13 protein-coding genes, 1 other RNA gene and 1 pseudogene are annotated in these 14,875 nt (G+C 35.0%); 10 read left to right on the top strand and 5 right to left on the bottom strand.

The genetic code is table 11. From position 1 onward, the window contains the following. Window positions 1–120 precede the first annotated feature (120 nt). The 5 genes from uvrA (at window position 121) to cyoE (ending at window position 7,118) form a co-directional block, all read left to right on the top strand. On the top strand, window positions 121–2,985 hold the full coding sequence (gene uvrA / locus N3Z16_RS01695) for an excinuclease ABC subunit UvrA (protein WP_282486496.1): 2,865 nt from the start codon (window positions 121–123) through the stop codon (window positions 2,983–2,985). Between the two features lie 148 nt (window positions 2,986–3,133). After that, complete coding sequence (gene coxB / locus N3Z16_RS01690; RefSeq protein WP_282486495.1) at window positions 3,134–3,910, top strand: cytochrome c oxidase subunit II; 777 nt, start codon at window positions 3,134–3,136, stop codon at window positions 3,908–3,910. 20 nt (window positions 3,911–3,930) lie between these two features. Continuing rightward, window positions 3,931–4,548 carry a CatB-related O-acetyltransferase gene (locus N3Z16_RS01685; RefSeq protein WP_410519619.1) on the top strand — a complete coding sequence of 206 codons (618 nt, stop codon included), beginning with the start codon at window positions 3,931–3,933 and terminating at the stop codon, window positions 4,546–4,548. A 95-nt stretch (window positions 4,549–4,643) separates the two neighbouring features. After that, a complete protein-coding gene (ctaD, locus tag N3Z16_RS01680; RefSeq protein WP_282486493.1) occupies window positions 4,644–6,218 on the top strand; it encodes a cytochrome c oxidase subunit I in 1,575 nt (524 codons plus the stop codon). 6 nt (window positions 6,219–6,224) lie between these two features. Then, the gene (gene cyoE / locus N3Z16_RS01675) at window positions 6,225–7,118 is read left to right on the top strand and encodes a heme o synthase (RefSeq protein ID WP_282486492.1); all 894 of its coding nucleotides are present in this window, start codon (window positions 6,225–6,227) and stop codon (window positions 7,116–7,118) included. A gap of 170 nt (window positions 7,119–7,288) precedes the next feature. Here the strand turns inward: cyoE and N3Z16_RS01670 are convergent, their stop codons facing one another. From N3Z16_RS01670 to rnpB, 3 genes are all read right to left on the bottom strand, one after another. After that, on the bottom strand, window positions 7,289–8,602 hold the full coding sequence (locus tag N3Z16_RS01670) for an IS5 family transposase (RefSeq protein WP_282485558.1): 1,314 nt from the start codon (window positions 8,600–8,602) through the stop codon (window positions 7,289–7,291). A gap of 187 nt (window positions 8,603–8,789) precedes the next feature. After that, window positions 8,790–9,455, bottom strand: a complete 666-nt coding sequence (locus tag N3Z16_RS01665) for a glutathione S-transferase family protein (protein WP_223939379.1) — start codon at window positions 9,453–9,455, stop codon at window positions 8,790–8,792. A gap of 32 nt (window positions 9,456–9,487) precedes the next feature. Continuing rightward, an RNA gene (gene rnpB / locus N3Z16_RS01660) (RNase P RNA component class A) lies at window positions 9,488–9,874 on the bottom strand. Window positions 9,875–10,245: 371 nt separating this feature from the next. On the opposite strand from rnpB, the gene N3Z16_RS01655 reads away from it, so the two are divergent. Beyond that, on the top strand, window positions 10,246–10,620 hold the full coding sequence (locus tag N3Z16_RS01655; protein WP_282486490.1) for a hypothetical protein: 375 nt from the start codon (window positions 10,246–10,248) through the stop codon (window positions 10,618–10,620). An 18-nt stretch (window positions 10,621–10,638) separates the two neighbouring features. On the opposite strand, the gene N3Z16_RS01650 is transcribed toward N3Z16_RS01655, so the two are convergent. Then, window positions 10,639–11,043: a hypothetical protein gene (locus N3Z16_RS01650; protein ID WP_282485820.1), complete on the bottom strand. Its 405-nt coding sequence runs from the start codon at window positions 11,041–11,043 to the stop codon at window positions 10,639–10,641. 242 nt (window positions 11,044–11,285) lie between these two features. Between N3Z16_RS01650 and N3Z16_RS01645 the strand changes: the two genes are divergently transcribed. The 4 genes and pseudogenes from N3Z16_RS01645 (at window position 11,286) to N3Z16_RS01630 (ending at window position 14,474) form a co-directional block, all read left to right on the top strand. Then, window positions 11,286–11,579, top strand: a complete 294-nt coding sequence (locus N3Z16_RS01645; RefSeq protein WP_282486488.1) for a recombinase family protein — start codon at window positions 11,286–11,288, stop codon at window positions 11,577–11,579. A gap of 374 nt (window positions 11,580–11,953) precedes the next feature. After that, a complete protein-coding gene (locus N3Z16_RS01640) occupies window positions 11,954–12,208 on the top strand; it encodes a hypothetical protein (protein WP_282485543.1) in 255 nt (84 codons plus the stop codon). A 73-nt stretch (window positions 12,209–12,281) separates the two neighbouring features. Beyond that, a pseudogene (locus N3Z16_RS01635) lies at window positions 12,282–13,156 on the top strand (IS91 family transposase). Window positions 13,157–14,069: 913 nt separating this feature from the next. After that, window positions 14,070–14,474, top strand: a complete 405-nt coding sequence (locus tag N3Z16_RS01630) for a hypothetical protein (protein ID WP_282485820.1) — start codon at window positions 14,070–14,072, stop codon at window positions 14,472–14,474. 10 nt (window positions 14,475–14,484) lie between these two features. Here N3Z16_RS01630 and N3Z16_RS01625 read toward each other — a convergent pair whose 3' ends face one another. Then, window positions 14,485–14,868 carry a hypothetical protein gene (locus tag N3Z16_RS01625; RefSeq protein ID WP_282485819.1) on the bottom strand — a complete coding sequence of 128 codons (384 nt, stop codon included), beginning with the start codon at window positions 14,866–14,868 and terminating at the stop codon, window positions 14,485–14,487. Window positions 14,869–14,875 lie beyond the last annotated feature (7 nt).

Here is a 14,875-nt window from a genome sequence, read left to right as displayed (position 1 = left end):
AAACAGCTGAATTATTAGTAGTAGGAGTATAATTTAATCCATATTAAAATTTATTATTGCATTACAGAGTTTTTGCCTACTATAATGCTCGAAGGCTTCAATATTAATCTATATTAAAATATGCAGGAATTTATTCAAGTTAGAGGTGCTAAAGAGCATAACTTAAAAGATGTTAATGTCGATATACCCAGGAATAAATTCGTTGTCATAACAGGTCTTAGTGGTTCTGGGAAATCTTCACTGGCTTTTGATACGATATATGCAGAAGGACAAAGAAGATATGTAGAAAGCCTCTCTTCTTATGCAAGACAATTCTTGCATTTACAAAATAAACCTAATGTTGAATCAATTTCCGGTTTATCTCCGGCCATTGCTATCGACCAAAAAACCACTTCTAAAAATCCCCGCTCTACTGTTGGTACCATCACAGAAATTTATGATTATTTAAGGCTTTTTTATGCTAGAGTTGGAGTACCATATTCACCGGCTACGGGCTTGCCTATAAAAAGCCAATCTATTTCCGAGATGATTGATATAGTCAATTCTCTTCCGCTTGAAACAAAAATATATATCCTCTCACCGATAATTCGTGGACAAAAAGGAGAATTCCGTAGAGAAATCTTAAATTTAAAGAAACATGGCTTTCAGAGAATATTTTTAAACGGGGAGTTATGCGATTTAGATGAATTACCTAAGATTGATAAAAATAAAAAACACACTATAGAAGTTATCGTTGATCGAATTGCAGTTAATAAAGATCTTGGCAATAGAATAGCAGAAAGTTTAGAAATGTCTCTCCAGATGGGCGAAGGTCTTACCTATATAGAAATTGTCGAATTACCGGAAGGAATAAAAGCCTCTTATAAAAAAGGAGATAGAATAACTTTATCAGAAAAATACTCGTGTCCTGTTTCTGGTTTTAGATTAGAGGAAATAGAGCCTCGGATATTTTCTTTTAATAGTCCGTTTGGTGCCTGCCCAAAATGCGAAGGTATAGGGAAAGAAGCTTTTTTCGATGAAGAGTTAATAGTCACAGACGATACTTTAAGTATAAACGATGGAGCTATTGTACCATGGAATAAATCATTGTCTAAATTTTTTGTGGACACCTTAGAATCTTTAGCAAAGCATTACGATTTTAAATTAACTACTCCATTTGGGCAATTACCTAGAGAAATTAAGAATGTCTTGTTCTATGGGTCGGGAGAAGAAGAAATTAGATTCGAGTACCATGATGACCGGAAATCAGAAATAATAGAACAACCTTTTGCCGGAATTATCCCAAGTTTAGAGGAAAAGTATCACAAAGTTGATACTGCGTGGATGAAAGAAGAATTGTCACGCTTCCAATCTAAACATAATTGCAGCAAATGTAACGGCTACAGACTAAAGTCAGAGTCTTTATGTGTCAAGATAGGTGATTTAAATATTGGCCAAGTATCTAATAAAACAATTATCCAAGCTAAAAAATGGTTTGATGAAATAAATTCAGTTCTCGATAAAAAACAACAGTTAATCGCTGAGCGAATTATCAAAGAAATCCGTGAAAGGTTAGGCTTTTTAATCAATGTCGGTTTGGATTATTTAACCTTATCCCGAGAGTCTGGAACTTTATCAGGAGGAGAGAGTCAACGTATTAGACTTGCCTCTCAGATTGGATCAGGCCTTAGCGGTGTTCTGTACGTTCTTGATGAGCCATCAATCGGTTTACACCAGAGAGATAATGCTCGTCTGATTGCTACTCTAAAGAATTTAAGAGATCTAGGAAATACTGTAATAGTAGTTGAGCATGACGACGAGACTATGCTCGAATCAGATCATATTATTGATGTAGGACCTGGAGCTGGTATTCATGGTGGTAATATAATAGCCCAAGGCACTCCGCAACAAATTAAGGAATCGGAGAAAAGTATAACTGGTCAGTATTTAAGCGGTAAAAAGTTTATAGCTGTTCCAGATAAAATTAGACCCAGTCATAAAGGCAAGGAAATTGAATTAATAGGTGCTAAAGCAAATAACTTACATAATGTAAATTTCACACTAAAACTGGGTACTTTCACCGCTGTAACCGGTGTATCAGGTAGCGGCAAATCTTCATTGATAATTCATACTTTTTATAAGGCTGCCCTGAAATATTTAGAACCGAGAACTAAAATTTACCCAGGAGAATTTGAGTCAATTAAGGGACTTGAGCATATAGATAAAGTAATTGACATTAATCAGTCCCCAATTGGTAGAACTCCCCGCTCCAATCCTGCTACTTATACTGGAGCATTTACCCCCATTAGAGATTGGTTTGCAGATTTGCCAGAATCTAAAACACGAGGTTACAAAGTCGGGAGATTTTCCTTTAACGTTAAAGGAGGTAGATGTGAGTCATGCCAGGGCGATGGGTTAATCAAAATAGAAATGCACTTCTTACCTGACGTGTACATTAATTGTGATGTTTGTAATGGTAAGAGATACAATCGTGAGACTTTAGAAGTTAAGTACAAAGGTATGAGCATTGCTGACGTTTTGGATATGACGGTTGAAGATGCCACTACATTTTTTGAAAAAGTACCTAATATTTATGAAAAATTAGTAACGTTACAGGAAGTCGGCCTTGGTTATATTAAAATTGGCCAATCAGCTACTACCCTTTCTGGAGGGGAAGCACAAAGAGTAAAATTAGCCAAAGAACTATCTAAACGCTCAACTGGAAAAACTTTATATATATTAGATGAACCCACTACTGGGCTACATATCGATGATATTAAGAAATTATTAGACGTTTTACATAAACTTGTAGATAAAGGTAATACAGTTTTAGTGATAGAACATAACATGGACGTAATCAAAACAGCAGACCATATAATCGATGTAGGACCAGAAGGAGGGGAAAAAGGAGGTAGAATAGTCGTTCAAGGCGTGCCTCAAACCGTTGCAGCTTGCAACCAAAGCCATACAGGCTTTTATTTAAAACAATATTTACCCCTAAGCTAAATCAGTGTAACTTTTCTTGCAAATCGTAAACATATTAGAAGTAATAGTTTGATTTATTTCTTTATGATCTAGAGAAAAACAGGTATTATATGCAAGTAGGGATATATATTCTAAATAGTACAGCTTATCAATTTTGTTAGGATTAATTATGACAAGGGTTCTGTTATTGGTAATTGGTTTTATGCAAGCCTCAACCTGTTACGCTAGTAAACCGCATGAATGGCAACTAAACTTTCAAGAAGCCGCTAGTCCAATCATGGCTGAACTCCATTCTTTTCATAATTTTCTTCTTTTTATTATAACAGCCATAGTATTATTTGTATTACTGCTTCTAATTTATGTTATATTCAGGTTCAGCGCAAAGCGTAACCCTATTCCAGCAAAATTCACCCATAATATAGCAATTGAGGTTATATGGACGGTCATTCCTATCCTAATACTAATTATTATAGCTGTACCTTCCTTCCGCATTCTCAAAATAGCTGAACACTCCCCTACCCCTGATGTTACAATAAAAGTTGTAGGATCACAATGGTATTGGAGTTACTCCTATCCTGATCATGGTAATATTGAATTTGACAGCAACATGCTTCAGGATAAGGATTTAAAACCTGGACAAATTAGGCTTTTAGAAGTAGATAATAGAGTAATTGTCCCGCAAGGATCGGTTATAAAGTTCCTAATTACTGCTTCTGATGTAATTCATAGTTTTGCTATTCCGTCCCTTGGTATCAAAACTGATGCAGTACCTGGTAGAGTCAATCAAACCTGGACCAAAATAGACAAAAAAGGGGTCTATTATGGGCAATGCTCGGAATTATGCCGTGTAAATCATGGGTTTATGCCTATAGCTATTGAAGTAGTAAGCAAAGAAGAATTCCAGCAGTGGGTAGCTAAATCAAAAATGAAACTTAGTATGCAGTAATAATGAATTAACCATTTTATATGACTAATCCTAATATCCTATATCCGTTCATTTACCCCAAAATGGTTAAAGAAACAGTGTTTCTTAAAAATTGCATTAGTAATCCGAACATTATTATAGGTGATTATACTTATTATCATGATTACACCAACCCAGAAAGATTTGAGGAAAAAAATGTCAGGAACTGCTTTTTTTGTAAATTAATTATTGGTAAATTTTGCCAAATAGCGGTTGATACCACTTTTATTATGGATAATTCGAATCATCAGATGAACGGTTTTTCTACGTATCCGTTTTTTCTTTTTGATAATTGGAAAGATTACACACCAGAATTCCCTTTAAAGGGCGACACAATAGTCGGTAATGACGTGTGGTTTGGCACTGGTTCTGTAATAATGCCAGGAGTATCAATAGGTGATGGAGCGATTATCGGTGCATACAGTGTAGTGACTAAAAACGTACAGCCCTATACCATAGTAGCTGGAAATCCAGCACATTTGATAAGAAAAAGGTTTACTGAGGATGTTATTGAAAAATTATTACAAGTAAAATGGTGGGATTGGGAATATGATAAAATCACAAGGAACATTAAAACGATAGTAGGAGCTGATATTAAACAATTAGCTGAAGCTGTCTAGTAGGCAATTAATTTCTTACTGAATTTGTACAATATACAAAAAATTAACATACTATAAGTAATAATAATTAATTTAATAACTCAAGGAAAGAATATATGGCAGATGATGATCATAATACCCCAAGGGGATGGAGAAGATGGTTAATGTCAACCAATCATAAGGATATCGGCACTATGTATATTATTCTGTCGATAATTGCTGGTTTAATAGGTGGGGCATTTTCGGTACTTTTTAGAATACAACTATCTGTACCTGGTTCAAATTTCTTGGGCGGAGATTATCAATTTTATAATGTCCTAATTACCGCCCATGCTTTGATTATGGTGTTTTTTATGATTATGCCTGCTTTATTTGGCGGTTTTGGTAACTGGTTTGTACCATTACTGATTGGTGCGCCTGATATGGCATTTCCTAGAATGAATAATATAAGTTTTTGGCTTTTAGTTCCATCACTGATATTACTTGTCTTATCAAGCGTAACAGATGGGGGAGCAGGTACCGGTTGGACTGTATATCCGCCTTTAAGCAATTTGTCAGGCCATCCTGGCGCTGCTGTTGATATGGCCATATTTAGCCTGCACCTTGCAGGTATGTCCTCTATTTTAGGGGCAATTAATATGATTGTGACTATATTTAACATGCGCGCTCCTGGAATGGGAATGTTTAAATTACCTTTATTTGTCTGGTCTATACTTATTACTGCATTTCTGCTTGTACTAGCTTTGCCAGTACTAGCCGGAGCAATTACTATGCTACTTACTGACAGGAATTTTGGCACGCACTTTTTTAAACCCGACGGGGGCGGCGACCCTATTCTATTTCAGCATTTATTTTGGTTTTTTGGCCATCCTGAAGTATATATCATAATCCTTCCTGGATTCGGTATCGTAAGCCAAGTGATTGCTACTTTCTCACGCAAAAAGATATTTGGCTATACCGGTATGGTCTGCGCAATGGCAATTATCGGATTTATCGGGTTTATAGTATGGGCGCACCATATGTTTACAGTTGGGTTGTCATACAACGCTCTTATATATTTCACAGCCGGTACAATGATTATTGCCGTCCCAACAGGTATCAAAATATTCAGCTGGATAGCAACAATGTGGGGAGGATCAATTTCTTTTAAAACTCCTATGTTGTTTTCAATAGGATTTATCCTTTTATTTACCGTTGGCGGGGTTACTGGTATTGTTTTATCTAATTCAGCTTTAGATAGAGTTTTGCATGATACTTATTATGTAGTTGCTCATTTTCATTATACTATGTCACTTGGGGCATTATTTACAGCATTTGCTGGCTTCTACTACTGGTTTGGTAAAATGTCAGGAAAGCAATATCCTGAATGGATGGGAAAAACACATTTTTGGATTACTTTTCTCAGTGTTAACCTTACTTTCTTTCCGCAGCATTTTTTAGGGTTGGCTGGAATGCCAAGACGTATCCCAGATTATCCGGATGCCTTTGCCGGGTGGAACTTAATTTCATCAATAGGATCCTATATCTCCTTTGGCGCAGCTCTTTTTTTTGTATATATCATTTTTTATACTCTAAAATTTGGTAAAAAATGCGAGGATAATCCGTGGGGGGAGGGAGCTGACACCTTGGAGTGGACATTACCTTCGCCGCCAGCGTATCATAGTTTTGAAAAGCAGCCAATTATTAGGTAAACTACGATGGCCAATATCAATTTACCTACACTATCATACGAGGATAACCTCGGCGGTTCGGTAAAAGATTATTTCATGTTAATGAAACCACGCGTTATGTCGCTAGTAGTTTTTACCGCTATCTCAGGTATGCTTCTAGCACCAGGTAATATCCACCCTCTAATTGCATTTGTATCTATTTTATGTATAACTATCGGTGCTGGTTCAGCCGCAGCAATTAACATGTGGTACGATAGAGATATTGATGCAATTATGAAACGTACCCAAAAAAGGCCTATAGTTACCGGCGCAGTAAAAGCTGATGAGGCCCTTGCTTTTGGCATAATTACAGGAACTATGGCAGTAATTATGATGGCGGTATCAGTAAATATCATATCAGCCGCCTTACTTGCATTTACCATATTATATTATATTTACATCTATACAATTTGGCTAAAAAGAACATCTGTTCAAAATGTGGTAATAGGAGGAGTATCTGGGGCATTGCCACCAATAATTGGATGGGCCTCAGTTACCGGCAATATATCATGGCAAGCTTTTTCGTTGTTTGCTATTATTTTTATTTGGACTCCTCCACATTCATGGGCGCTTGCGTTATATAGGTCAGATGACTATAAAAATTGTAACGTGCCAATGATGCCGGTAATCAAAGGAGTATTATATACAAAAAAACAGATTATGTTTTATAGTATATTGATGTTTTTTATCAGTTTATGGCCTTATTTTTTAAACATTAGCAGTCACCTGTATTTGATTACTGCCATAATTTCTGGGTTGATTTTTTTATATTATGCAGTTAATCTTTTTGCAGACACAGAACAAAACCACGTAGCTAAAAAGTTATTTTGGTATTCAATATTCTATTTATTTAGTCTTTCCGTCAAAATTCTAAATTTTTGATGTAGTTTTAATAATTTTAAAAGTCAATCATCGCATTTTTATTTTTTTGGGGTATTTTTTTACCAAAAATATAAAATTTAGGTGCTATGATGGCAAAAATTCACAATTTACTCATGATTCTCTCTTGAGCAATGCTAATTGCTTAAATTATTAAGATTTTCGGAAAATTATTATGCGGTGGATTCTTTGAGAATATTAGTGATTCTACGCAAATTCAAGCCAACGGCAGAGATAAGCGGATTAACGATATCTCCAATTATTCCCTTAAGGTAGTTTCTACCCATACGACCAAAATTCTTTAGATGACCTATTATCGGTTCAATTGCACTTCTCCGCTTTTGCATCTTTTTGTCATCGGTTGATAAAGCTTTCTTGGTCTTGGCGGTAAAAACCTTGCCTTTTTCTTTGAAGTTATGGCCGGTGTAACCAAGATCTACAAAAATTTTGCTAGTCTCCGGACTTAGCTTGCGCAGCTCCGATACCGTTTGATCTAAAGTATGTCCGTCGTAGGGGTTACCGTGAAAAGATTTAACCCCAAGAATAAAGTTGCCTCGGCCGCTTACTGCAATCCCGACTTTGTTACCAAATTCGTAAGGTTTATTCATTTTACCCTTGCCGATACACTCTACCTCCGGAGCATGAAAGCTATAGACTATCTTATGCTCTTTTTTATAAATATCCTTGTCCTTTTTCTTAAGCACAGACTGGGCATGAATATTTTTAACTCTCGTAAAAATGGCGCTATCCTCAGCAGATAGTTCTAATTTTGATTTTTCTATACCTCTCCAGCATATACGGATCAACCTACCTAAGCGGACTTTTAAGCTTATCATTATTTTTCTACGTTGCCTTGCTTTACTATCTTCCTTGTACTTCCAAAGCTTGATCGTCTTATATTTAAAACTCTTGGCGTATGTCTCGTTAAGCGAAATACCAAGTCGTTTACAGAGATCTACTACTTTTGCTCTTGCGGTCTCCATTAAATGTACGTCATGTGGATGTTTGATATTCTTAATCTGTACAGTCGTATCTATAATCGCCGATTCCAAGTCTTTTTTTTTGAGTGCTCCGACCTTCAGTCCTATACGCAAAAGCTCTTTTAGAATCTCTTTATATCCTTCCTCTCCCAGAGCATTGCGGAATCTACGTATAGTCGCCTCCGATACGTCAATATCTTGTTGCATATACTCATAGCCGCAAAAATATTGCCAATATATATTTTCCTTTAATTCTTCCTCCGTAAACGAATCAGAACCGTTATACATAGCTTGCAGCATTGATAGTCCTAGCATTACTCTATGATCCTTCTTATTTCTACCGAATTGCTTGATTTCAACCTTAGCTAATGCCAGCGCTTCAAGTTCAGACCAATTTACCAAATCTCTCAGTTTATATAATTTGTTTTTGCGATTTAGTTGTATAGATAATTTTTCACCAAATAATCTTTCTTGTTTTTGAGAAAAACTAATATTTTCTATAGGCATATACTTTAAAATCCATAAGCTTTATGCGCTAATTATAACATTTTCTTATGGATTTCGTAAGCCATTTATAACATGAAACCCCTTCTAATTCAGGGGTAGAGAGTTTTGACGGAGAGACTATTTATTATTTTTTTTAACCTAATATCTTTTAAAGTATAGATTTTTTTATTGATTTTTAAAAACATACTTAAAAATCAAGATTTGCATAATCTGTATATGGAACAAACCCAGCTATGTGATCTTGCAGAATTGACCTAAAACTAGGACGTGATTTTATAATTGCATACCACTGTTTAATAAGTGGGAAATTATCCCATTTTATCTCGCCGAAATAGTCAATCGTTGAAATGTGTGAAGCTGCTACTACGTCTGCGCATGTCATTTGTTCTGAGGTTATATACGAATGAGTATTTAACCGAGAGGTCAAATATTTGAAATGAGGAAGTAAATTTGCTTTAGCTGCTCTTATATATTCACTTCTAGGACCCCCTATCCTTCTAAGAAGACGAATCATTTTTTCTTCAAGGATTAATTTACTTACTTCACGATAAAATTTTTCGTTAAACCAGTAAATTTCTTGGCGGATTTTAGTTTTTTCTTTAAGGGTTTTAGGCATTAAGTAGAAATTATCGAATTTTTCGCTTAGAAATTCAGTAATTGCGTAATAACCAATTATAGCTTCTTCCCCAAATATTATTACCGGCAGGGTTGAACCAGGGTTAATTCTAATAAAATCTTCCCTTCGCTCCCAATAAGCTTCTTTAACCAAACTAACTTCGAGGTTTAACTCGGTTAGATATACCCTAATTTGGCGTGAAAGAGGACATATAGGATAATGAAAGAATTTGATCATTTCTCTTTAATTAAATGATATAGTCACAAGAAAGACAATGATGGTCTATAAGCCGGATTCTGTATAGCCAAAGCTACCGCAGTTATTTATCTAGGATAAATGTTACCATTTACCTCAAGCAACCTACCCGTATAATATCTAGTTACAGACAACTAGGAACTTAAAATAAAATTTCAAGTTCGATTACACCTATTTGATTTTGCTCCTGATGGGGTTTGCCAAGCGGCTCTTGTCACCAAGAAACCCGGTGCGCTCTTACCGCACCATTTCACCCTTACCAAATTAATGGCGGTATCTTTCTGCTGCACTTTCCCTAAAACATCCTTAACGATGCTCCGCTGGAGATTATCCAGCATCATGTCTGTATGGAGTCCGGACTTTCCTCGTCAAAAACTTGACGCAACTGCGCGACCATCACAGCAAGTAATTTTAAAATTTAAGATTGTATCTGTCAAATAAAACTTTTATAAATGTATAAAATTCCGTTATAAGAACTGTTTTGCATTACTAAGCGACATTTGATAATAAATGCAAATGCTTATAATAAAATTTTCTATCAAAAACTTTCCTAAACTCTAATATCGTTGAGGTTATCAACTATAAATCATTTCGCAGAAAGCTGATCAAAATCTCTGAACCTCCAACTTCACTTTTAAATAGTTTTGATATTTAATAGCTAGAACTCATTGCGGGTTTGAATTTTTACGAAATAAAACCATTATAGCCTTGTATTTAAAAGGTTTGTAGATATATTGAGTATTCATTAATTTTATTTAAGTAACCAAATAGAATGAGCAGAATTAGACGATACAACAAGCTTCCTACTGTTTTGAGAGAAGATGAATTTAACGAATTTGTCTTACCGCATCTTAAAAAAGGCACACGTGGTCCAAGTAAAAAGATATCATTTTTCAAATTATTTAATTACATTCTTAAACTCATGCATACTGGTTGCCAATGGGAACAGATACCAATAGACAAAAATAAAGACGGCATGCCAGAAATTCACTATACTAATATCTATAATGCTTTTAAGTTCTGGGTTAAGCACGGATGCTTTGATAAGATTTTCGAAGCTTCGGTGGCAAGGTTATTTAAAGCTGGAATGCTTGATACTGATATATTACATGGTGATGGTACTTGTACTTCTGCTAAAAAAGGGTGACAACTTAGGGTATAATGGTCATAAACACACTAAAGGAGACAAGGTTGTACCGTTTTGTGATAGAAACTGCAATGTTATTGCGCCTTTTGTTACTGCTCCGGGTAATAGGAATGAAGGAATCCTGCTTACTCCTGCAATATCAAACTTAAAAAAGATTGTAAAACTAATAGGTATAGATCTCAAGGAAAGTACCATGAGCTTAGATGGTGTATATAATTCACGTAAAAATCGTAAAGCAATTTTTAATCTTGGCATGACTCCTAATATGCCAGAGAATAAAAGGAGTCGCAAGAAATCTAAGCGAGGAAGAAAGCAAACTTTTTGCCGGAAAATCTTTAAAGAAAGGTTTAGAACGATAGAGAGAATATTTGCCTGGGAAGATAAATTCAAACGGTTGTTACTGAGATTTGAATTCCACAGCATAAACCATTATGCTCTGAAAACTATAGCCTACAGCATGGTTAACCTGCGGCATTTTTGTGGATAACGGCTAAGCATGGATTAAACAAGGTGCGGATGAAGCTAAAGGGAGAATACTGCCCAAATTGCCAAAAATTAAGCAATTTGATTATAAAATCATCAAAAATTCCAATACAAAAGCTGCAGTTCCAAAATCTTATCGACGAGAATAAAAACCTACCCGTTTTTAAACTATGAAACCAGCAATGAGTTTACAGAAAGACGCCCTACTCGCTGCTGGTGTTAGCGAAGACCGGATTTATTCTGATAGCCAGTCAGGGTCAAGACCCGATAACAGACCAGGATTAATTAATTGCCTTAAAGCTCTCCAACCTCGTAATACTCTGGTAATATGGAAACTTGATAGATTAGGCAGAAGCTTAAAAGATTTAGTAAAAAGGCTTAACATATCTACGGCTACTCTTTATGAATATGTTAATGGCGACGGCTCTCCTAAAGAATCTGATACAAAATTATTAATTAGCCACGCTACTGAATGATTTTACTTAAATTTAAAAAACTAAAACGATATTATCACCTCTACCAGCAAAATAATTTATTTGGCGGGCTCACTCTGATTTGCGCATGGGGTACTTTTGATAGTAACCGAGGTGGACATAAATTTATTTTCTGCAAAAATCAGCTAGAGCTATATGCTCAGTTAGCTAAAATTTCTAAAATCAGATTAACCAGAAACTATCGTCTGTATTAAATAATATAAACAAGATAAGCCACCTATCGGTGGCAGCTTAAAAGAAGATACTCTTGACCGATAAATATTTATGGAGGATTATAATACTGGTATTTGATTTGTTTTAACTTGAGTTATAAAGACTGAATGTTAGACATACATAAGATAATATATAATTGAGTTATGAGTAACTTGCACTCTGAGCAGCATTTGGTCAATGAATTAGCGGTAAAAACTCTTAAGGCCATTTCTAAAGAGCAAGCAATTCCTTACAGCAGGATCAAAAAGATTTTTTCCGAAGGAGATAAGGAAATAGCCAAGGCTTTCTGGATAATGTTGCGAAAAATATCTCCCAATCATAAGTATAATTCTGTTTACTATTGCCCTGATTGTAAAGAATTTGATTTAGAACGCAAAGGAAGAAAGATTCCTTGGTAAGAAAACATTAACTATAAGTAATTTATGGAAATAGTCGGTAAAGGAATATCTATAAAACATATTTTTCTAGACCGTGGTAATTGGTCTCGATTTCGCTAAAAAATACGGCAAGCTAAGATACGGCATTATTTTCAACGTCACTAAAGTTATATCGTGTGGAACGAAATATTTAGGATTTAAACGTTATAGCTGCCGTGATTGTAACCGCAATAAATCGGTAGCATTCAGCTGTAAAGGTAGGTTTTGTTCTCGTTGTGGTAAGAAACAAACGGATCAATGGGTGAGTAAGGCTAGCAATGTTCTACCAAAAACACGATGGCAGCACATTACATTTACAATGCCGGACTCTTTATGGCCGATATTTTGGCTCAATCGTGATCTGTTTGGATTGATTTCCGGTATTGCAGCAGGAATTATTAAGGAGATAGCTACAAAGAAAAATCTTGTGGTTGGTATATTTACTGCCTTACACACTTTCGGTAGAGATTTAAAACGCAATGTTCATATCCATTTATCGGTTACTTGCGGCGGTATAAATAGCAAAGGCAAGTGGCAAAAATTATTTTTTCCTGCCGAACCTATTAAAAAAATGTGGAGACATAGAGTCCTTGAGTTATTTCGCTTTCAATATATCTCAAGTAATTTGAAGTTGCCGTCCGCATATCAAAATGCTGAGAATTTTAATAACTGGATGAGTAGTTTATACGAAATCAGTTGGTATGTTTATTTACAAAAACCATCGGATGATCATAAACGCAACATAGAATATTTAGGGCGGTATATAAAACGCCCCCTATTTCCGAGACAAGAATAGAAAATTACGACGGAAAGCAGGTAACGTTTAAATTTCTTGATCACTATAATAATACAATTGATCGCATAACTATGCCCGTGATGCAGTTCATAGCTAGTCTGATTATGCATATACCAGATCGTTATTTTGAATGATTAGGTATTACGGTTTTTTATCTAATAGAACTAGGGGCGTACAATTACCTATCGTATATAAGGCAATTAATCAAATCGTTCATAAGAAAACCAAGCTCATTAGTTGGAGATTAATGATTTGGTTGAATTTTAAAATAGATCCTCTGTTTTGCTATAATTGCAATAAATGTATGAATCTGCGGCAAGTTTATTACGGTTTATCTCCGCCATTGTTATTAATAAGAATCAATGAATTATTATCAACGCCTAGATAACATCATTATGGCGAACACTTCTTTCACGTCTTAGCCACATAATTTGTAAAACTGAACCTATTTTTAGATAGATTCTGGCAGAGATTTTTATAAAAGTGTTGATAATTTCTAATATTGTGGCTTGTAACTACATTTTATTAAACGAATTTTCAAAGTTTTGATTAACAATTTTTCTGGTTACAAATTTTGAAATTCCTATACTATAAAATAACAAGGAATCTCAATAATTTATTATATTAGTGCAATAAATGGTTGAAAAGTAGTTTAAATAACTGCTTTAATGGGAAAAATTTATAAAATAATCATTAATTTAAATGCAAGAAGCACAACAGCGAAGTCTTACCAAAGAACAAAAAGAAGCAGTAGGTATTTTATCAATAGGAACGTTTTTTGAGCAATTTGATATAATAAACTCATTGCTGGTTTCATAGTTTAAAAACGGGTAGGTTTTTATTCTCGTCGATAAGATTTTGGAACTGCAGCTTTTGTATTGGAATTTTTGATGATTTTATAATCAAATTGCTTAATTTTTGGCAATTTGGGCAGTATTCTCCCTTTAGCTTCATCCGCACCTTGTTTAATCCATGCTTAGCCGTTATCCACAAAAATGCCGCAGGTTAACCATGCTGTAGGCTATAGTTTTCAGAGCATAATGGTTTATGCTGTGGAATTCAAATCTCAGTAACAACCGTTTGAATTTATCTTCCCAGGCAAATATTCTCTCTATCGTTCTAAACCTTTCTTTAAAGATTTTCCGGCAAAAAGTTTGCTTTCTTCCTCGCTTAGATTTCTTGCGACTCCTTTTATTCTCTGGCATATTAGGAGTCATGCCAAGATTAAAAATTGCTTTACGATTTTTACGTGAATTATATACACCATCTAAGCTCATGGTACTTTCCTTGAGATCTATACCTATTAGTTTTACAATCTTTTTTAAGTTTGATATTGCAGGAGTAAGCAGGATTCCTTCATTCCTATTACCCGGAGCAGTAACAAAAGGCGCAATAACATTGCAGTTTCTATCACAAAACGGTACAACCTTGTCTCCTTTAGTGTGTTTATGACCATTATACCCTAAGTTGTCACCCCTTTTTTAGCAGAAGTACAAGTACCATCACCATGTAATATATCAGTATCAAGCATTCCAGCTTTAAATAACCTTGCCACCGAAGCTTCGAAAATCTTATCAAAGCATCCGTGCTTAACCCAGAACTTAAAAGCATTATAGATATTAGTATAGTGAATTTCTGGCATGCCGTCTTTATTTTTGTCTATTGGTATCTGTTCCCATTGGCAACCAGTATGCATGAGTTTAAGAATGTAATTAAATAATTTGAAAAATGATATCTTTTTACTTGGACCACGTGTGCCTTTTTTAAGATGCGGTAAGACAAATTCGTTAAATTCATCTTCTCTCAAAACAGTAGGAAGCTTGTTGTATCGTCTAATTCTGCTCATTCTATTT

The sequence above is a fragment of the Candidatus Megaera polyxenophila genome, from assembly GCF_029982035.1.
Lineage (GTDB): Bacteria > Pseudomonadota > Alphaproteobacteria > Rickettsiales > Rickettsiaceae > Megaera > Megaera polyxenophila.
Note: the sequence above shows the minus strand (reverse complement) of the source record. Positions and strands in the feature narration are given on the sequence as shown.